At 66.1% G+C, this 17,297-nt stretch carries 19 protein-coding genes and 1 other RNA gene; 10 read left to right on the top strand and 10 right to left on the bottom strand.

All coding sequences use genetic code 11. The features are described from left to right. Positions 1-14: 14 nt before the first annotated feature. A complete protein-coding gene (locus AC1DV8_RS13055; RefSeq protein WP_477150762.1) occupies positions 15-929 on the top strand; it encodes a GNAT family N-acetyltransferase in 915 nt (304 codons plus the stop codon). Here AC1DV8_RS13055 and AC1DV8_RS13060 read toward each other — a convergent pair. Together AC1DV8_RS13060 and AC1DV8_RS13065 are read right to left on the bottom strand one after the other, a co-directional pair. After that, positions 926-1,873, bottom strand: coding sequence for a 2-hydroxyacid dehydrogenase (locus AC1DV8_RS13060; protein WP_477157742.1), 948 nt, complete (start codon positions 1,871-1,873; stop codon positions 926-928). The two genes, AC1DV8_RS13055 and AC1DV8_RS13060, sit on opposite strands and share 4 nt — an antisense overlap. Positions 1,874-1,944: 71 nt before the next feature. Beyond that, a complete protein-coding gene (locus tag AC1DV8_RS13065) occupies positions 1,945-2,655 on the bottom strand; it encodes a c-type cytochrome (RefSeq protein ID WP_477150760.1) in 711 nt (236 codons plus the stop codon). 244 nt (positions 2,656-2,899) lie between these two features. On the opposite strand from AC1DV8_RS13065, the gene AC1DV8_RS13070 reads away from it, so the two are divergent. Continuing rightward, complete coding sequence (locus AC1DV8_RS13070) at positions 2,900-3,730, top strand: prephenate dehydratase (RefSeq protein ID WP_477157743.1); 831 nt, start codon at positions 2,900-2,902, stop codon at positions 3,728-3,730. Positions 3,731-3,754: 24 nt separating this feature from the next. Here AC1DV8_RS13070 and AC1DV8_RS13075 read toward each other — a convergent pair whose 3' ends face one another. Next, on the bottom strand, positions 3,755-3,976 hold the full coding sequence (locus tag AC1DV8_RS13075) for a hypothetical protein (RefSeq protein ID WP_477150758.1): 222 nt from the start codon (positions 3,974-3,976) through the stop codon (positions 3,755-3,757). A 302-nt stretch (positions 3,977-4,278) separates the two neighbouring features. Then, on the bottom strand, positions 4,279-4,674 hold the full coding sequence (locus AC1DV8_RS13080; protein ID WP_477150757.1) for a hypothetical protein: 396 nt from the start codon (positions 4,672-4,674) through the stop codon (positions 4,279-4,281). Between the two features lie 97 nt (positions 4,675-4,771). Here AC1DV8_RS13080 and ffs point away from each other — a divergent pair. From ffs to recR, 4 genes are all read left to right on the top strand, one after another. Then, positions 4,772-4,867, top strand: an RNA gene (ffs, locus tag AC1DV8_RS13085) — signal recognition particle sRNA small type. 82 nt (positions 4,868-4,949) lie between these two features. Then, positions 4,950-6,740 (top strand): DNA polymerase III subunit gamma/tau, encoded by a 1,791-nt coding sequence (locus AC1DV8_RS13090; protein ID WP_477157744.1) that lies wholly within the window; start codon positions 4,950-4,952, stop codon positions 6,738-6,740. Continuing rightward, positions 6,737-7,060: a YbaB/EbfC family nucleoid-associated protein gene (locus AC1DV8_RS13095; protein WP_477150755.1), complete on the top strand. Its 324-nt coding sequence runs from the start codon at positions 6,737-6,739 to the stop codon at positions 7,058-7,060. Before AC1DV8_RS13090 ends, AC1DV8_RS13095 begins: the two co-directional genes overlap by 4 nt. Before the next feature lie 8 nt (positions 7,061-7,068). Next, positions 7,069-7,662 (top strand): recombination mediator RecR, encoded by a 594-nt coding sequence (recR, locus tag AC1DV8_RS13100; RefSeq protein ID WP_477150754.1) that lies wholly within the window; start codon positions 7,069-7,071, stop codon positions 7,660-7,662. On the opposite strand, the gene AC1DV8_RS13105 is transcribed toward recR, so the two are convergent. Next, entirely contained in the window at positions 7,659-8,123 is a 465-nt protein-coding gene (locus AC1DV8_RS13105; protein ID WP_477157745.1) for a hypothetical protein, read from the bottom strand. The two genes, recR and AC1DV8_RS13105, sit on opposite strands and share 4 nt — an antisense overlap. Before the next feature lie 198 nt (positions 8,124-8,321). Here AC1DV8_RS13105 and AC1DV8_RS13110 point away from each other — a divergent pair, with 198 nt between their 5' ends. Beyond that, the gene (locus AC1DV8_RS13110; RefSeq protein ID WP_477150752.1) at positions 8,322-10,712 is read left to right on the top strand and encodes a bifunctional diguanylate cyclase/phosphodiesterase; all 2,391 of its coding nucleotides are present in this window, start codon (positions 8,322-8,324) and stop codon (positions 10,710-10,712) included. A 54-nt stretch (positions 10,713-10,766) separates the two neighbouring features. Here AC1DV8_RS13110 and AC1DV8_RS13115 read toward each other — a convergent pair whose 3' ends face one another. Next, positions 10,767-11,942, bottom strand: a complete 1,176-nt coding sequence (locus AC1DV8_RS13115; RefSeq protein WP_477157746.1) for a DNA recombination protein RmuC — start codon at positions 11,940-11,942, stop codon at positions 10,767-10,769. A gap of 150 nt (positions 11,943-12,092) precedes the next feature. Between AC1DV8_RS13115 and def the strand changes: the two genes are divergently transcribed. From def to truA, 3 genes are all read left to right on the top strand, one after another. Further along, positions 12,093-12,614 (top strand): peptide deformylase, encoded by a 522-nt coding sequence (def, locus tag AC1DV8_RS13120; protein ID WP_477150750.1) that lies wholly within the window; start codon positions 12,093-12,095, stop codon positions 12,612-12,614. A gap of 199 nt (positions 12,615-12,813) precedes the next feature. Beyond that, a complete protein-coding gene (gene fmt / locus AC1DV8_RS13125) occupies positions 12,814-13,734 on the top strand; it encodes a methionyl-tRNA formyltransferase (RefSeq protein WP_477150749.1) in 921 nt (306 codons plus the stop codon). Continuing rightward, entirely contained in the window at positions 13,734-14,471 is a 738-nt protein-coding gene (truA, locus tag AC1DV8_RS13130; RefSeq protein ID WP_477157747.1) for a tRNA pseudouridine(38-40) synthase TruA, read from the top strand. Before fmt ends, truA begins: the two co-directional genes overlap by 1 nt. On the opposite strand, the gene AC1DV8_RS13135 is transcribed toward truA, so the two are convergent. From AC1DV8_RS13135 to dapE, 4 genes are read right to left on the bottom strand one after another with little or no spacing between them, the layout of a single operon-like run. Then, positions 14,455-15,057 carry a hypothetical protein gene (locus AC1DV8_RS13135; protein WP_477157748.1) on the bottom strand — a complete coding sequence of 201 codons (603 nt, stop codon included), beginning with the start codon at positions 15,055-15,057 and terminating at the stop codon, positions 14,455-14,457. The two genes, truA and AC1DV8_RS13135, sit on opposite strands and share 17 nt — an antisense overlap. Next, on the bottom strand, positions 15,057-15,596 hold the full coding sequence (locus AC1DV8_RS13140) for a hypothetical protein (protein ID WP_477157749.1): 540 nt from the start codon (positions 15,594-15,596) through the stop codon (positions 15,057-15,059). Before AC1DV8_RS13140 ends, AC1DV8_RS13135 begins: the two co-directional genes overlap by 1 nt. Continuing rightward, positions 15,593-16,141 (bottom strand): hypothetical protein, encoded by a 549-nt coding sequence (locus AC1DV8_RS13145; protein WP_477157750.1) that lies wholly within the window; start codon positions 16,139-16,141, stop codon positions 15,593-15,595. Before AC1DV8_RS13145 ends, AC1DV8_RS13140 begins: the two co-directional genes overlap by 4 nt. Further along, positions 16,141-17,295, bottom strand: a complete 1,155-nt coding sequence (dapE, locus tag AC1DV8_RS13150) for a succinyl-diaminopimelate desuccinylase (protein WP_477157751.1) — start codon at positions 17,293-17,295, stop codon at positions 16,141-16,143. The genes AC1DV8_RS13145 and dapE overlap by 1 nt, the downstream gene beginning before the upstream one ends. Positions 17,296-17,297: the final 2 nt, after the last annotated feature.

Consider the following 17,297-nt stretch of genomic DNA (forward strand, 5'->3'; position numbering starts at 1 on the left):
CAATCTCATCCATCATGGATGAGACGCAGATCGCCGAGATTCGCCGCTTCAACCGCGCCTTTGCGCGCTGGCTGGGGCTGTTCGACGAGCACTACTCGAAGACCGACTACAGCCCGGCCGAGAGCCGGTTGCTCTACGAACTCGACGCGGCGGGCCATTCGAACAGCGCCACGCTGGCCCGGGCCATGGGCGTCGATCCGGCCTACATGAGCCGCATGGTCTACAAGTTCGTGGCCGCCGGGCTGATCGCCAGTTCACCCGGCACCCGCGACCGGCGTCGCAGTGAACTCGCGCTCACTGCCGAAGGCGACCAGGCCGCGGCCGATGTCGAAGCCGCCGCCGATCGCGCCATCGCTGACTTGGTCGCGCCGCTGTCGGAGGCCGAGCGGCAGGAACTGGTCTCCGCCATGCAGACCATCGTTCGCATTCTCGATCAGGAGGACGGCGCTGCCTCGATCGTCCTCAGGCCCCACCATATCGGCGACGTCGCCCACGTCGTCGCCCGCCAGTCGCGTCTCTATGCCGAGGAGTTCGGTTGGGACGGCAGCTACGAGGCGCTGGCGGCGGAGATCGGCGGCAAGTTCCTGCAGGACTTCGATCCGACGACCGAAGGCTGCTGGATCGCCGAGCGCGATGGCAGGGTCATCGGCTCGGTGTTCGTCGTCGATGCCGGGCAGGGCGTGGCTCAACTGCGCCTGCTCTATGTCGAACCCGAAGCCCGCGGCCTCGGCGTCGGCAAGCTGCTGGTCGACCAGGTGGTCCGCTTCGCCCGCGACAAGCGCTATTCGAAAATCCGGCTCTGGACCCAGTCGAACCTCGCTGCGGCCCGCAAGCTCTACACTGCCGCTGGCTTCACCCTCACCGAGAGCAAGCCCCACCACAGTTTCGGCAAGGACCTCGTGGGCGAGTATTGGGAGCTGAAGCTCTAGTAGCCGCGGCTGAAGTCGATCACGTTCGGCAGCGGCAACCCCGCCTCGTGATCCCGGATCACCTTGGAGAAATACGCAACGCCCGTCCGCTCGCTCGAGGCAGCGGCGATGTGTGGGGTGATATAGACATTGTCCATGCCCCAGAGCGGGCTGTCCTGCGGCAGTGGTTCCACCTCGAACACGTCGAGGCTCGCCGCCTTCAGCGTGCCATCGTTGAGCGCCCTGACGATATCGGCTTCCCTCTGGTGCCCGCCGCGCGCCGCGTTGATCACCACCGGCCCCTCGTTGTCGATGCCGCCGCGCTTCAGCTTCGAGAACGTCTCATAGTTGAGGATGCCCTGCGTCTCGGCCGTCAGCGGCAAGAGGTTGACGAGAATATCGGTGCCCGAGAGGAACGCCTCGAACTGCTCCGGCCCGGAGAACGCCTCGACGCCCTCGACATGTTTGGGTGAACGGCTCCAGCCGCGCAGCTTGTAGCCGAACACCTTGAGGTGCCGGATCGCGTCGAGCCCGAGCTGCCCCAGTCCCATGATGCCGACTGTCGCGTCCCACGCCGGCGCCGGGTAGAGCTGGCGCCACTGCCGGGCCGCCTGGTCGCGCTTGAACCGGGTGAACAGCCGCTGGTGCATCGTCACCTGCGAGACGACATAGTCGCTCATCCGCTGCGTCAGGTCTTCGTCCATGAACCGAGCGATCGGCACGTCCTTGGGCCGCGACGGATTGCGTAGCAGCGCATCGACGCCGGCGCCCAGCGACAGGATGGCCTTGAGCTTGTGCAGCCCTTCGAACGCATCAGGCTTCGGCTTCCAAATGAAGATGTACTCGATCTCATCGGGGTCATAGCTGTCGGCCCGGGTCACCACCTTGCGGCCGGGCAGGGCGGCGGCGAAGCCATCGGCCCAGCGCCGCTCGTTGAAATCGGCGAGGTGCAGCAGCAAGGTCATCGGTGGTCTCCCCAAAACAAACGAGCCGCACCAGGGGCGCGGCTCGGTAAATCAGTTGCCGTGAGCCAGGCTCACTGAGCGGCCGGCGCTGCCGGTTCGGTCGTCGCAGCCGGAGCCTCAGCGGCCGGTGCAGCTTCTGCGGCCGGCGCAGCAGCGGCATCGGCAGGAGCAGCTTCCGCGGCGGGAGCAGCGGCGGCATCGGCCGGAGCCGCAGCCGGAGCGGCTTCGGCGACCGGGAACGGCACGGGCGACGGCGACAACGTCTGCAGGTAGGCGAGGATGTTGGCGCGCTCGGCCGGATCCTTGACGCCGGCGAAGCTCATCTTCGTGCCGGGCGTGAAGGTCTTTGGCGAGGTGATGAAGGCGTTGAGGTTCTCGTACGACCACACGTCGCCCTTGGCCTTGTGCTCTTCCATACCGGCCGAATAGGCAAAGCCCTCGTGGCTGCCGATCGGGCGACCGACGACACCGTAGAGCAGCGGGCCGGTCTTGTTAGATTCGCCTTCGCCGAAGTTGTGGCAGCTGGCGCACTTCTTCGTGGACGCCTGGCCCGCGGCGGCATCCGCGCTGGCCAGCAGCGTGCCGAGCGGCACTTCCGGAGCTGCCGGCTCGGCGGCGCCGCCACCATGCTCGCCGGCGACTTCCGCCTCGGCTAGCGTGAGGCCCGGACCGCGATCTTCGATCGGGTGATAAACGGCCTCGGCCAGGAACCCTACGCCCATGACGAACAGCAGGGTGCCGAGAATGGCGCCAATGATCTTGTTGAGTTCGAACGAATCCATCGGGGGTATCTTTAGCCTTTGACGCCGGTTTGATGAACGGCGGAACAGCGATAGGCCATAGCTAGCCAACCCCGGCGCTTCAAGCCCTGTCCCGACGCGGGCGGAAGATAGTCTGTCCCTCCCCATGGCGCAACGGGGTAACGCGCACTGCGACAATAGTGGAAAGAGGAGGCTTCTCCTCAACATTGACTTGGCTCGCACCGGGTCGCATTAAGGCGCGCCTTTCGTTTGGGAGTTCCAGTACATGTCCAGAAAGATCGCGTTCCAGGGTGAGCCCGGCGCCTTCAGCCACGCGGCGGCACATGCGCTGTTTCCGAGTGACGAAGCGCTGCCCTGCACCACTTTTGAGGACACCATCTCGGCCGTGCAGAACGGCGACGCGGATTTCGGCGTGGTGCCGGTGGAAAACTCGCTCTACGGCCGCATCACCGACATCTACCACCTGCTCCCCAAGAGCGGGCTGTTCATTACCGGCGAGCATTTCCTGCGCGTCGAGATGAACCTGCTCGGCGTGCCCGGCGCCAAGCTTGCCGATATCAAGTCCGTGCAGTCGCTCTCGGTGGCGCTCGGCCAGTGCCGGAAGTTCATAGCCAAGCACAAGCTGAAGACCATCAACGGCGTCGATACCGCCGGTTCCGCGCGCGAAATCGCCGAAAGGGGCGACAAGTCGGTGGGCGCCATCGCTTCGCTGTTCGCTGCCGAGGTTTATGGGCTCGACGTGCTGGCACAGAACATCGAGGATGCCGCTCACAACACGACGCGTTTCCTGGTGATTTCGAAAAAGGCCGAGGAGCCGGCGCCCGAAGCGGGTAAGGTGAAGACCACCTTCGTGTTCCGCGTCCGCAACGTGCCGGCAGCGCTTTACAAGGCGATGGGCGGCTTTGCCACCAACGGCGTCAACATGACCAAGCTCGAAAGCTACATGCTCGACGGCTCGTTCACCGCCACGCAGTTCTACGCCGATATCGAGGGACATCCGTCGGATCGCTCGGTGCAGCTCGCCTTCGAGGAGCTGCGGTTCTTCACCGACCACTTCCACGTACTGGGCGTCTACAAGGCCGCGTCCGCGACCTAGCAAGCTCGCCTCGAGCTTGTCGGCTCAGTAGAAGTCGTCGTCCTCGTCGGCGCCGATGGTGAGGCCGCCAGCCTCGACACCCCAGTCGAGATCGTCGGACTTGTCTTCCTCGCGACGGGCTTCGGCTTCGAGGATCTGGTGCTGGAACGCCGGCAGGTAGAGCGGGGCACCAATTTCGCGGGTAGCGGCGCGCTGCATCTGGCTGAGCGCGATGAGTTCGTGTGGAACGCGGACTGACTTCAACATGACAAGCCTCCTTGGGGCTCGTGAAGTCATTAGAATGCGCCCCAGTTTGTTAACAAGGTCTGAGGGATGCGTTCAGGGTGGGACGGTTGCCTGCACGTGATCATCCAACCCACGGGCCGTCATCCCGGCGAAAGCCGGGACCCACTGCTCGGACGGTCGGGTAGGCGCGAACCCATCCGGTCCATCACAGCAAGGTCGGAGAGGCTCGAGCGAGTGGAGCGCTCAGAGTACTGGGTCCCGGCTTTCGCCGGGATGACGACCGGTGGGGTAGGTGAGAGGCAGGGCCAAGTCGAGGGCCAAGCCTAAGCCCCCAGCCCCGCATCCCGCTTCAACTCGCTCAGCAGGTACTTCAGCCCAGCGATGTTCTTGCTCGCCTCGATCCTCGGCCCCATCTGCTCGGCCGAGATCGCGATGCTCTCGCTCAGCGCTTCCAGCGCTCCTTCGATCTGGAACAGGTCGGGCCGCATCTCGTGGCCGGGAGCCAGGTTGTCGATCAGCCGCTCGCAGTGATCGAGCGCATCGCGGATGCGCCAGCGCGTGCGATCGGCTTCGCGAAGCAGGTGCGGGCTGGCCTGCGCCCTGCCGCGCGCCGCGTCGCGATACTCGTCGGCAATGGTGTTCCAATGCCCGATCATCCCCTGCCACAGCGCGATGTGGTGCCGGGCCTCGGCTTCGTCACTACTACCTCGGGCGATCATGGCCGCCTCCAAGCTCTCAAACTCGCCCAACTAACGCCGCCGAGCACCGGGGAGTTGCATCTTGCCATCGCCGCAATGTCGCGCCATATAGCGGATCGGGAGGTTGGCGCGGACGTGTTCCTCGCCAACCGGGTCAGGACCGGAAGGTAGCAGCCCCAACGAGACCTTCACGGGTCGTTGCCAGCCTCCTACTTCCCACATCTTTCTGATCAGGCCCCGCGCTTTGATGGCATGAACTTTTGCGATCCGCGTCCGCGCTCGCTATATGCTCTGCCATGGCTGACGGAATGTTCCCCGACGATCCCCCTGCGCCCGCCGCCAACGCGGCGAAGTCGCCCTATCTGGTGCTGGCACGAAAGTACCGGCCGCTAAGCTTTGCCGGGCTGATCGGTCAGGACGCCATGGTCCAGACCCTCCGGAACGCCTTCAAGTCGGGCCGCATCCACCACGCCTTCATCCTCACCGGCGTCCGCGGCGTGGGCAAAACCACCACTGCCCGCATCCTCGCCCGCGCCTTCAACTACGAGGACGAGACCGGCCGCCATCCAACCCTGGATTTCGAGAAGGAAGGCATCCACGACCGCGCCATCATCGAGGGCCGCCATGTCGACGTGGTGGAGATGGACGCCGCCTCGAACACCGGCATCAACGATATCCGCGAGATCATCGACTCGGTGAAGTACGGGCCCGTCTCGGCGCCCTACAAGGTCTACATCATCGACGAAGTGCACATGCTCTCGACCGCGGCCTTCAACGGCTTGCTGAAGACGCTCGAAGAGCCGCCGCCCTATGTGAAGTTCATCTTCGCCACCACCGAGATCCGCAAGGTCCCGGTGACCATCCTCTCCCGCTGCATGCGCTTCGATTTGCGCCGCGTGCCGCCCGAGACGATGACCGCCCACCTCATCGACCTCCTCGCTCGCGAAAAGATCGACTACGAGCCCGAAGCGCTGGCGATGATCGTCCGCGCCGGCGAAGGCTCGGTGCGCGACAACCAGTCTCTGCTCGACCAGGCGATCAGCCACGGCGACGGCAAGGTGACCACCGCGACGGTCAAGGCCATGCTCGGGCTGGGCGACCGCGCCCGCACCATCGATCTGTTCGAGGCGCTGATGGCCGGCCGCATCGGCGATGCGCTGGGTAACCTGCGCGAGCTCTACGATGCCGGCGCCGACCCGCAGACCATCGTCGCCGACCTCTGCGATTTCACCCACCTCGTCACCCGCATCAAGATCGTTCCGGCAGCCGCCGACGACGTATCGCTGACCCCGGACGAGCGCACCCGCGGCGCGCAGCTGGCGACAAAGCTCGGCATGCGCGCTCTGTCGCGCACCTGGCAGATCCTGTTCAAGGGCTATGACGAGGTGCAGCAGGCCGGCAACGCGCTGCAGGCCGCCGAAATGGTGCTGGTCCGCCTCGCCTATGCCTCCGACCTGCCGACGCCGGACGAGCTGATCGCCAAGCTCGGCAACCTGCCCGCTCCCACCCAGCCGCAGACTGCCCCGGTGGCCCGTGGCAATGGCGGCAGCGGTGGTGGGCCATCGGCCGCCCGGCAGTATCAGCCGGAAGTTGCGCCGCGCTTCGAAGCCGCGCCGCCGCAGCAGGCCATTCCGCAATCCACCCCGCAAGCCCAGGTCTTCGCCAATCCGCGCACCTACGCCGACCTCGTGGCGCTCGCAGGCGAGAAGCGCGACCTGATCGTCAAGCACGCGCTAGAATCCTCGCTGCGCCCGGTGTCCATCGGCGACGCGCGGCTAGAGGTGGCGCTCGTCCCCAATGCCGACCCCGGCATCATCCAGACCCTCAGCGCCAAGCTGAAGCTGTGGACCAACCGGCAGTGGATGATCACGCTCAAGACCGACGCACAGCACGTGCCGACCATGCGCGAGCAGCGCGAGGAGCGGCAGGAAGCGGTGCGCCAGGAGGCCCACCAGGATCCGTTGGTGCAGGCCATCCTCGAGACGTTCCCCGGGGCCACGGTGCGGGTGACGGTCAAGCAGGAACAGGTACCGATCGAAGCCTACGCGGACGTGGTTCGCGACAGCGATGAGGAAGACGACGAATGAAAGACCTGATGGGAATGATGAAGGCCGCCCAGGAGATGAAGGGGCGGATGGAGGAGTTCCAGAACAAGGTCGCCGAGATGACCATCGAAGGCCGCTCCGGCGGCGGTCTGGTCACCGTGACGCTCACCGGCAAGGGCGAGATGCGCGGCCTGAAGATCGACCCCAGCCTGTTCAGGGAAGACGACGTCTCTGTGCTCGAGGACCTGATCCTCGCCGCCCACAACGACGCCAAGTCCAAGGCCGAAACCGAAATGAACGCCAAGATGCAGGAGATGACGGCGGGCCTGCCGCTGCCTCCGGGCATGAAGTTCCCGTTCTAGAGGACGCTTTGGCTAACGGCGGACCCGAAATCGAACAGCTGATCCTGCTGCTGGCGCGGCTGCCGGGGCTTGGGCCGCGCTCGGCCCGGCGTGCCGTGCTGCAGCTGATCAAGAAGAAGGAACAGCTGATGATCCCGCTGTCGGCGGCGCTTGATCGCGCCGTCCAGGCGGTGACGGTCTGCGAGACCTGCGGCAACGTCGATACCCGCTCGCCCTGCCACATCTGTGCCGATCCGCGCCGCGACAGCGGGCTGCTGATCGTCGTCGAGGACGTCGCTGACCTCTGGGCGCTGGAGCGCGCCGGGGTAGGGCAGGTGAAATACCATGTGCTGGGCGGCGTGCTCTCGCCGCTCGACGGCGTGGGCCCCGATGACCTCTCGATCGATGCGCTGCTTCGCCGTGCCCCCGAATTCAATGAAATCGTCCTGGCGGTGAATGCCACGGTCGAGGGCCAGACCACCGCGCACTATATCACCGACCGCCTCGCCCCCAGTGGCGTGAAGATCACCCGGCTGGCCCATGGCGTGCCGGTGGGTGGCGAGCTCGATTATCTCGATGAGGGCACGCTCAGCCAGGCGCTGAAGGCGCGTACTGCGCTCTAGTGCTTCTTGTCGGCATCCAGTCCGTCGCCGTCGATCCACTCGTTCTTGTCGATCGGCCCCTCCTCGTCTTCCGAGAATGACGCCTTGTCGGCCGCCTCGATCGCGTCGAGTTCGTCTGAATCGGGTGACAGGGTCTCGCGATGCGCCGTCGCGTCGTGATCGATCGAGGTAGGGTCCATGCCCTCCCCATCGAGGCTGCTGAGCTGGGCGATCGCCTCGTCGATGGCGCCGATCATGCTGCGCGGGTCGTCGTCGCCGAAATCGGGGGCTTCAAGATCGGCGAGTTCGGCCCGGATCGATCTCAGCCGCGCCAGCCGTTCGACCGCGGGCCAATCGTCGCCATAGAGCAGTTCCTCGAGCTCGGCCTGGCTCACCGGCTGGGCGAATCCTGGGGTATCGCCGTCATTGCCGGCTGGTGTGTCCTCCGCGATCAGGCCGCGGAAGTGGTTGTTAGCGCTCATCGGTCATACTCCCTTTGGACCTTAACGCACGCACCCACTGGCGGGTTCAGCCGAACATCTTAAGCCTCCATTTACGCCGTATCGAGAGGGCAGGCGGTTAAGCACAAGTCGTATCAAGCGAGGCAATACTCTCTTCACCACCGCGGGCCGAAAGCAGTGGCACTGCCTCCAGAAGGACGCGCCATCTTGCAGATCATATTGTCTACGCTTTTCGAGCATCACGACCTCCGCCTGGTGGCCCTGGCGGCACTCGTATGTGCTCTCTCCGCTTTTGCCGGTATCACGCTGCTCAATCATGCCCGGCGCACCGTCGGCCCGATGCAGAAGGCATGGCTTGCCGTTGCCGCCGTATCGGTGGGCTTCGGCGTCTGGGCGACGCACTTCGTCGCCATGCTGTCGTTCTCGGCCGGCATGCCGGTGGGCTACGACCTGCCGCTGACATTGGTTTCGCTGCTCTGCGCCATCACCATCGTCGGTGGTGGCCTGTGGTTCGCAACCATCGGCACCCGCCGCTCCGACACCATACTTGGTGGCGCCATCGTCGGCATCGGCATCGCCGGCATGCACTATGTCGGCATGGCGTCCGTGCTGCTGGGCGGCCACATCGTCTGGGATCCGACGCTGGTCACCACTTCGCTGCTCCTCGGCATGAGCCTGGGCGCGGCCTCGTTGTGGGTCGGCACCGAGCGCGACACGCTGCGCTGGCGGCTCGGCTCGACCGGGTTGATGACGGTGGCAATCTGCGCCATGCACTTCACCGCCATGGGCGCCGCGGGCCTAGAGAACTGCTTCCCCGTGGTTTCCGCCGCCGACCAGACGCCGCAATGGCTCTCGCTGGTGGTCGCGGTGGTCTCGGTGATGATCCTGCTGTTCGCCCTCGGCGGCACCTATCTCGACCTGCTCGATCGCCGCCGCACGGCTGCCGAAAGCGATCGCATGCGTGGCCTTGCCGACGCCGCGGTGGAGGGCCTGCTGGTGGCCCGCGATGGCGAGATCGTCACCGCCAACCAGAGTTTCCTGGCCCTGGTCGACCTGCCGCAGGTCGATGTGAGCGGCCGGCAACTGTCGGAGTTCCTCGGCTCCGCCGTCTGCTCCATGCTGCTTGAGCGCCCCAATATCGCCATCGAGACCGATCTCAAGACCGGCTTCGGAGTCGTGCCCGCCGAGGTGATCCTGCGGCAGGTCGATTTCGCCGGCCAGCCGCACCAGGCAATCGCCATCCGCGATCTGTCGGCCCGCAAGCAGGCCGAGCAGCATATCCGCTTCCTCGCCCACAACGACCCGCTGACCGGGCTGCCCAACCGCGTGAGCTTCTCGCGCAAGCTCGAGGACGAAATCAGCCACGCCCGCAGGCACGGCCAGACGTTTGCCGTGCTGTGCCTCGATCTCGACCGCTTCAAGGAGGTCAATGACCTCTTCGGCCACGCCGCAGGCGACTCGCTGCTGCAGCGCGTCGGCCAGGCCTTGCTCGGGGCCATCGAGGGCCAGGGCGACGCGGCGCGGCTGGGTGGCGACGAGTTTGCCGTGCTGTTGGGCGATATCGGCACGCCGGCCCGCGCCGGCCGCATCGCCGAGCAGATGCTCGATGCGTTCCGCCGGACCAACGATCAGTCGTCGAGCGGGGCACTGATTTCGGCCTCGGTCGGCATCGCACTGTTCCCCGACAATGCCGACACCGCCGAACAGCTGATGACGCACGCCGACACCGCGCTCTATCGCGCCAAGCAGGACGGTCGCGGTATCTACCGCTTCTTCGAAAATGCCATGGGCGCCGAAGTGCGCGATCGCCGGCTGCTGGAGCACGACCTGCGCCACGCCGTGTCGCGCAACCAGCTGCGCCTCGTCTATCAGCCGCAGGTCGATATCCAGTCCGGCGAAGTCACCGGCTTCGAGGCGCTGGTGCGCTGGCAGCACCCCGAACGCGGCGAGATACCGCCGTCGGTGTTCGTTCCCGTCGCCGAGGAGAGCGGTTTGATCCTGCAAATCGGTGAGTGGGTGCTCCGCACCGCCTGCAACGAGGCTGCGCGCTGGAAGTCGCCGCTGTCGATCGCGGTGAATGTCTCGGCGGTGCAGGTGCATTCGGCCAGCTTCGCGCAGACCGTGCACGAGGTGCTGATCCAGACCGGGCTCTCGCCCTCGCGGCTCGAGGTCGAGATCACCGAGACGGCGCTGATCCGCGATATGATGCGGGCGGTGACGACGCTCCGGCAGATCCGGGCGCTGGGCGTCCGCATCGCCATGGACGATTTCGGCACCGGCTACTCGTCGCTGGCCAATCTCCGCGCCTTCCCGTTTTCGAAGATCAAGGTCGACCAGTCGTTCATCCGCTCGGTCGACAACAACCACCAGTCGGCCGCCATCGTGCGCGCCGTGCTGGGGCTGGGCAGCGGGCTCAACGTGCCGGTGGTCGCTGAAGGCGTAGAGCGGGCGGAGGAACTGGCGTTCCTCAAGGGCGAGGTCTGCCAGACCGCGCAGGGCTACCTCTTGAGCCGACCCGAGGACATCCGCACCTTTGCAGCCGTCACCGAGGGGCGCACCAAGCTGCTCGACAGCATCCTGCCGGCGCCGATGCACGTGCTCGCCAGCTAGTCTTTCAGCATCAGGGCCGGCTGGGGGTCGTCCCCCGCCTGCCCGAGTGATTCACTACTCTCCAGCGAGACGCTGCTCCGGCCGCGCCTCGTCGAACTCCATCGCCTCGATGCGCTCGCCGCGCTTCACGATCTTCGACGACGACGTGACGATGTCGCCGATATCCCCGGCGGCCTGGGTGAAATGCGTCTGCAGCTTCCGCACCCGCTCGTCCAGCCGGCCGACATCGGTGAGCAGCGCCCGCACCTCGGTCTGGATGCGATACGCCTCTTCGCGCATCTTCACGTCGCGCAGCAACGCCTGCACCACCTGAATCGACAGCATCAGGATCGACGGCGAGACGATGACGATGCGGGCCTTGAGCGCGCGCTGCACCACATCCTCGAAATGTTCGTGCAGGTCCGCGAAGATCGATTCCGACGGCACGAACAGGAAGGCCGTATCGGCAGTCTCCCCGGCAATCAGGTACTTCTCCGAGATCGCCTTGATGTGGACGCCCATGTCGTTGCGGAAGCGGCTGGCCGCAAACCGCGGGTCCTCGCCTTCACCGGCGCCCGAAAAACCCTGCCAGCTCTCGAGCGGAAACTTGGCGTCGATCACCAGCGAGGGCGCGCCGTTGGGCATGTAGACCAGTGCGTCCGGCCGGCTGCCGTTCGAGAGCGTCGCCTGGAACGCATATGCATTCTGGGCCAGCCCATCCCCGATGATCGCTTCCATCCGGCCCTGGCCGAACGCCCCGCGCGTCTGCTTGTTGGCGAGGATCGACTGCAGCGACACCACGTTCTGGCTGAGCTGCGTGATGTTGGATTGCGCCCGGTCGATCACCGCCAGCCGCTCCTGGAGCTTTGCAAGGCTCTCGTTGGTCTTCGCGTTGCCTTCCTGCATTGCCGCGCCGATGCGCTGGCCCTGGCTGTCGAGTCGATCATTGACGAGGCGGGCGAGGTCGGAGGTGCGCGAGCCGAAGATCTCGCTCATCGTCTGCATCCGGCCGGTCATCTCCGACTGTACCCGCAGCATGTCGGCGATATAACGCTCGGTCTCCTGCGCCTTGAGCTGCGCCGCGGCCGCCTCATCGGCCCGCTGCTGCGCTTCCTCGGTGCGGATGCGCGACTGCCGCACCATCACCACCAGGAGGGCGATCAATAGCGCCGCGAACAGTCCTGCCGCCGCAAACGCGGCGATCTCGAGCGTGACGGGATAGTCGGCGATGACGAAGAGCACACGATCCATCGCGGCAGCCTACACGATTCGACCGAGTTGTTCCCGCATTGTTCACGTTCGCCCCAATTATCGTTGACGAAGCGTAAACCGGCTGGCCGTTGACCGGCGCCCGGGAAATACCATATTCAGCGGCAACCCCCGATGAAGGACTGAACGTTCATGGCCAAGCGCCCCATCCTGATCCTGCCCGACGAGCGCCTGCGCGCTATTGCAGAGCCGATCGAGAAGATCGACGATGGCATCAAGCAGCTCGCCAAGGACATGCTCGACACCATGTACGACGCGCCGGGCATCGGCCTCGCCGCGCCGCAGATCGGCGAGCTGAAGCGCATCGTGGTGATGGACCTCGCCAAGGAAGACGAGACGCCGGCGCCGCTGGTCATGATCAACCCCGAGATCCTCAAATACTCGGACGAGACCGTGACGACGGAGGAGGGCTGCCTCTCCATCCCCGAGCTCTACTACGACGTCGAGCGCCCGGCCGAAGTCACCGTCCGTTACACCGATCTCGACGGCAAGGAAGTTGAACTCGACGCCAAGGACCGCCTCGCGGTCTGCGTGCAGCACGAGCTCGATCACCTCGATGGCGTGCTCTACATCGACTACCTCAGCCGCCTGAAGCGCGACCGCGTGCTGAAGAAGTTCCAGAAAGCGGAGCGCCTGGCCAAGAAGGTCGGTTAGCACCTTAGTGAGGCGATCGCCTTCTCCCCTTGTGGGAGAAGGTGCCCGAAGGGCGGATGAGGGGTCTCTCTCCGCGCACTGGGTCGCTCCTCGCTTCGCTCGGATCGCGCTACACTTCGTTTCGCGGGACCCCTCATCCGGCGCTGCGCGCCACCTTCTCCCACAAGGGGAGAAGGCGACCACCGGGAGACCGGAACATATGAAAATCATCTTCATGGGCACGCCGGAATTCGCCGTGCCCACCCTCACCGAGATCGTCTCCACCGGCCACGAAGTCGTCGCCGTCTACACCCGTGCGCCAAAGCCCGCCGGCCGCGGCCAGGCCGAGCGCAAGTCGCCGGTGCACGAGGCGGCCGAGAACTTCGGTATCCCCGTCTTCACCCCGCGCAGCCTCAAGCAGGCGCCCGAGCAGGAAGTGTTCGCCTCGCTCGATGCCGATGTTGCGGTGGTCGTCGCGTACGGCCTGATCCTGCCCAAGCCGATCCTAGAAGCGCCGCGTCTCGGCTGCCTCAATCTCCACGGCTCGCTCTTGCCGCGCTGGCGCGGCGCCGCGCCGATCCAGCGTGCGGTGATGGCCGGCGACGCGCGCACCGGCATCATGGTGATGCAGATGGACGAGGGCCTCGATACCGGCGCCGTCGGCCTGATCGAGGAAATGCCCATCGGCCCCGACATGACCTCGGGCGAGCTGCACGACAAGATGATGCTGGTCGGCGCCGACCTGATGGGCCGGGCGCTGGCGGCACTCGAACGCGGCAGCCTGCACTTCACCCCGCAGCCCGAAGAAGGCGTGACCTACGCCGCCAAGATCGACAAGGCCGAAGCCCGCATCGATTGGGGCAAGCCGGCGGCTGAGGTCCACAACCTGATCCGCGGCCTCTCGCCATTCCCCGGCGCCTGGTTCGAACTCGAGCTCAACGGCACGCCGACCCGCATCAAGGCGCTGCGCTCGACCCTGATCCCAGGCTTCGGCGCGCCCGGCACAATCCTTCCCGATCTTACCATCGCCTGTGGCAGCGGTGCCGTGAGGCTGACCGCGGTGCAGCGCGAGGGCAAGGGCGCGATGGATGCCGCCACGTTCCTGCGCGGAGCCGGGGCGCTGCCGGAACGGGCGGGCTAATGCCCCGCTACCGCCTCAGCATCGAGTATGACGGCCGCCCCTTCTGCGGCTGGCAGCGGCAGGCGCACGATCTGTCGGTTCAGCAACTGCTTGAGGAAGCCATCGAGCGCTTCTCCAGCGAGAGCGTCGTCACCCAGGCTGCCGGCCGCACCGATGCCGGCGTCCATGCCCTCGGCCAGGTCGTCCATTTCGACCTCGAGCGCGACTGGGACCCGTTCAAGGTCCGCGAAGCCCTGAACTACCACACCAAGCCGCACCCGGTGGCGATCCTCACTGCCGACCTGGTCGACGAGAGCTTCGAGGCCCGCTTCTCCGCCATCGCCCGGCACTACGAGTACCGCATCCTCAACCGCCGGGCTCGTCCTGGCCTCGACATGGGCCGTGTCTGGCACGTGCCCGTGCAGCTCGATGCCGACCGTATGCACGAGGCCGCCCAGCTCATCCTCGGTAAGCACGACTTCACCACCTTCCGCGCCGCCGAGTGCCAGGCGAAATCGCCCGATCGCACCCTCGATGTCTTCACCGTGTCGCAGCAGTCCGACATGATCGTCGTCACCGCCAAGGCGCGGAGCTTCCTTCACAGCCAGGTGCGCTCGATGGTGGGTTCACTGAAGCTGGTCGGCGACGGCAAGTGGCAGCCGCGCGACTTCCGCGCCGCCCTAGACGCGCGCGATCGCGCCCGCTGCGGCCCGCTGGCCCCGCCCGACGGGCTCTATCTCACTAGGGTCGACTACTAGCCGCCGCGGCGTTGAGTTCGGCCAGCTGTTCCGGCGACAGCGGGAACACCACGCCGACGATCAGCAGTGCGATGCTGACCCCGACCAGCTGCGCCACGAGGAACATGGCAATCTGCCAGGCCGACAGCGTGACGATCAGGCGCGCGATATTGATCTCGATGACGATCACCACGATGCCGACAGCAATCAGCAGGAACTCTCCACCGATGCCGAACAGGCTAAGCAGCGTGCTGGCGAGCGTGAGGAAGAACGACGCCCAGTTGTCGGCAACCAGATAAGGCACGAGGCCATCGAGGCGTTTCAGCTGCCGCAGCAGGATGGCCGAGAAAGCGATCTGGAAGCCGAACAGGATGATGACCGTCATCACCGCCCGGAACACCGATCCCTTGGCGCCTGGCACCCCCAGCAGCAGCGGCAGCGCAGCGGTAATCAGCGTGACCGTGAGGAAGGCAATGAAGCTGCCGACGAGGCCGCGCGTCGAGAAATCGAAATACCTGCCCGACTGGCGATTGCCGATGACCAGCCCCGCGACGCCGCGCGCGGCCGAGCTCACCTCATCCCAGATCTCGTTGCTGCGTTCGGGCACTAGCCAATTCCCTGCATACCGGAGGTCAGCATGTAGAGCCCGACTCGGACGGCGACAAGCGCGGCGACCGAAAGAATGGCAAACGCGACGGAAATGCCGATCCGCAGTTTGCCGATTTCGCGCGCCACCCGATACTGCATGAAGCCGGTGACCCCGAGCGTCGCAACGATCAGGTTCGGCCCGCCGAAATAGGCGAGGGGCAGCGACAGCGCCAGGATGAACGCCATCGCATAGGTGCTCGGCACCGCCATGGCGACGGCCGGCGCCGAGAGCAGCCGCGCCGTGATCCAGATGACCGCCCAGACGGTCGCCAGCCGCCCCGCATTCACCGCGAGGCTGATGGCGATCAGCCCCCAGCCGGGAAAGCCGCTCAGCGTACTCTCGGCGGCAATCAGCAGCATCACCACCGCGAAATAGCAGCCGGCCGCGTTGACGAGGCCGAGGCCCGTAAGATTGAACTTCTCCGCCGCCCCCGGACGCGCCGTCAGCAGGTCGAGCCAGCCGATAATGGCGCGCCACAGCTCGCCGAAAGCGTTCATGGCGCCGCCAGCATCGCCTGCCCGGTCGGCAAGGCCAGGAACAGGAAGCTCGCGGCGAATGTGCCGACCGCGACCAGCGCGCCGATCAAGATCGCCCCACCCCAGCCGACCCCGAGCAGGCTTTTCGACGCCCGTGCGGTGAAGAAGGCGAGGACGCCGATCAGCGCCGTGCCCGAGCTGACGCCGAGCGCGCCGAGCACCAGCCCGACGATCTGGCTGATCGCCAGCACCAGTGCGAGGAACAGGAAGAGCGCCGGCAACTGCTCGCGCTTGTTCAGCAGCATCGCCGCTCCGCCGAGCACCACGAACGGCACCGCCAGCATGATCAGCGCCACGGCAGCGAAGTCGACTACGACCCGCAGCGCCTCAGGCAGCATGCCGGCAAAGGGAACCACGAGGATCGCGGCCTGCAGGACCGCCAGCACGACGATGCCGGTCACCGCATGCGTCCAGGTCACGCTCGCCGCAGCGTCGCCAGGGGCTGGGGCCTTACCGAACACTGCCCGGCTCACCACGTCGATGGCGCGGTAGAAACCGTTGGCCATCACTTGGCTCCCAGATAGTCGGCAATGAACGCGGCGTAGACCGCCGTCAGATCCTCGACATCGGCGACCCGCACGTTCTCGTCCACCTTATGCATGGTCGGACCGGGCAGCCCGAACTCCACGACCGGGCAGTATTCGGCGATGAACCGCGCGTCCGATGTGCCGCCCCCGGTCGAGAGCTCCGGCGGGATGCCGGTGCGCCGCGCGATCGTCTCGATCAGCGTCTCCACCCCACCCCCGAGCGGCGATAGGAACGAGCGCGATGGCCGCCCCGCCACGGTGAATTCCACCGCGCAGCCGCGCGCGTCCTGGTTGCCGATCACCTCGTTGATCGCCTCGATCAGGCTCTCGGGCGTCCAGCGGTCGTTGTAGCGCACGTTGAAGCGCAGCAGCACCGAGGCCGGAATGACGTTGGTCGTCTCGTTGCCCACGTCGGCCGAGGTGAATTCGAGGTTCGACGGCGGAAAATGCTCGGTGCCGTCATCGAGCTTGCCGGTCAGCGCGCCGATCAGCAGCGCCGCCACCGGCAGCGGATTGTTGGCCTTGTCCGGGTAGGCAACATGCCCCTGCGTCCCGGTCACCCGAATCTGCCCGTTGAGCGACCCGCGCCGCCCCACCTTGATGCTGTCACCCACCCGCGCCGTAGCGCTCGGCTCGCCGACAATGGCGAAATCGAACCGATGGCCCTCAGCCTCCGCCCAGGCCATCAGCTTGTCGGTGCCGTTGACCGAGTCGGCTTCCTCGTCATTGGTGATCGCAAGCGAGATGTGGCCGGCGTCAGGCACGCGGGACAGCGCGGCAACGAACGCCGCGATCCCCGACTTCATGTCCGCCGACCCGCGCCCATAAATCGTCCCGTCGACGATCTCGGCAGCAAACGGCGGGTGCCGCCACGCCGCCGTATCACCCGGCGGCACCACGTCGGTGTGCCCGGCAAACAGCAGGTGCTTGCCGCCGCTGCCGCGCGTCGCGAACAGGTTGTCGACCGGATACGAGCCATCACCCTCGAAACGCAGGCGCTGGCAGGTGAACCCGAGCGGCGTCAGTGCCGCCTCGAGCACATCGAATGCCCCGGCAAGCTCCGGGGTGACCGATGGCTGCCGGATCAGCTCGGCGAGAAGTTGGACGGGATCGATCCCGAGTGATGCGGGCATGT

Source organism: Devosia sp. P3_B2 (assembly GCF_056402875.1).

What these genes read in the sequence shown, in the direction of transcription:
- AC1DV8_RS13055 (WP_477150762.1), top strand. Translation starts at nt 15, where the DNA reads ATGGATGAGACGCAGATCGCCGAGATTCGCCGCTTCAACCGCGCCTTT.
- AC1DV8_RS13060 (WP_477157742.1), bottom strand. Translation starts at nt 1,873, where the DNA reads ATGACCTTGCTGCTGCACCTCGCCGATTTCAACGAGCGGCGCTGGGCC.
- AC1DV8_RS13065 (WP_477150760.1), bottom strand. Translation starts at nt 2,655, where the DNA reads ATGGATTCGTTCGAACTCAACAAGATCATTGGCGCCATTCTCGGCACC.
- AC1DV8_RS13070 (WP_477157743.1), top strand. Translation starts at nt 2,900, where the DNA reads ATGTCCAGAAAGATCGCGTTCCAGGGTGAGCCCGGCGCCTTCAGCCAC.
- AC1DV8_RS13075 (WP_477150758.1), bottom strand. Translation starts at nt 3,976, where the DNA reads ATGTTGAAGTCAGTCCGCGTTCCACACGAACTCATCGCGCTCAGCCAG.
- AC1DV8_RS13080 (WP_477150757.1), bottom strand. Translation starts at nt 4,674, where the DNA reads ATGATCGCCCGAGGTAGTAGTGACGAAGCCGAGGCCCGGCACCACATC.
- AC1DV8_RS13090 (WP_477157744.1), top strand. Translation starts at nt 4,950, where the DNA reads ATGGCTGACGGAATGTTCCCCGACGATCCCCCTGCGCCCGCCGCCAAC.
- AC1DV8_RS13095 (WP_477150755.1), top strand. Translation starts at nt 6,737, where the DNA reads ATGAAAGACCTGATGGGAATGATGAAGGCCGCCCAGGAGATGAAGGGG.
- AC1DV8_RS13105 (WP_477157745.1), bottom strand. Translation starts at nt 8,123, where the DNA reads ATGAGCGCTAACAACCACTTCCGCGGCCTGATCGCGGAGGACACACCA.
- AC1DV8_RS13115 (WP_477157746.1), bottom strand. Translation starts at nt 11,942, where the DNA reads ATGGATCGTGTGCTCTTCGTCATCGCCGACTATCCCGTCACGCTCGAG.
- def (WP_477150750.1), top strand. Translation starts at nt 12,093, where the DNA reads ATGGCCAAGCGCCCCATCCTGATCCTGCCCGACGAGCGCCTGCGCGCT.
- fmt (WP_477150749.1), top strand. Translation starts at nt 12,814, where the DNA reads ATGAAAATCATCTTCATGGGCACGCCGGAATTCGCCGTGCCCACCCTC.
- truA (WP_477157747.1), top strand. Translation starts at nt 13,734, where the DNA reads ATGCCCCGCTACCGCCTCAGCATCGAGTATGACGGCCGCCCCTTCTGC.
- AC1DV8_RS13140 (WP_477157749.1), bottom strand. Translation starts at nt 15,596, where the DNA reads ATGAACGCTTTCGGCGAGCTGTGGCGCGCCATTATCGGCTGGCTCGAC.
- AC1DV8_RS13145 (WP_477157750.1), bottom strand. Translation starts at nt 16,141, where the DNA reads ATGGCCAACGGTTTCTACCGCGCCATCGACGTGGTGAGCCGGGCAGTG.
- dapE (WP_477157751.1), bottom strand. Translation starts at nt 17,295, where the DNA reads ATGCCCGCATCACTCGGGATCGATCCCGTCCAACTTCTCGCCGAGCTG.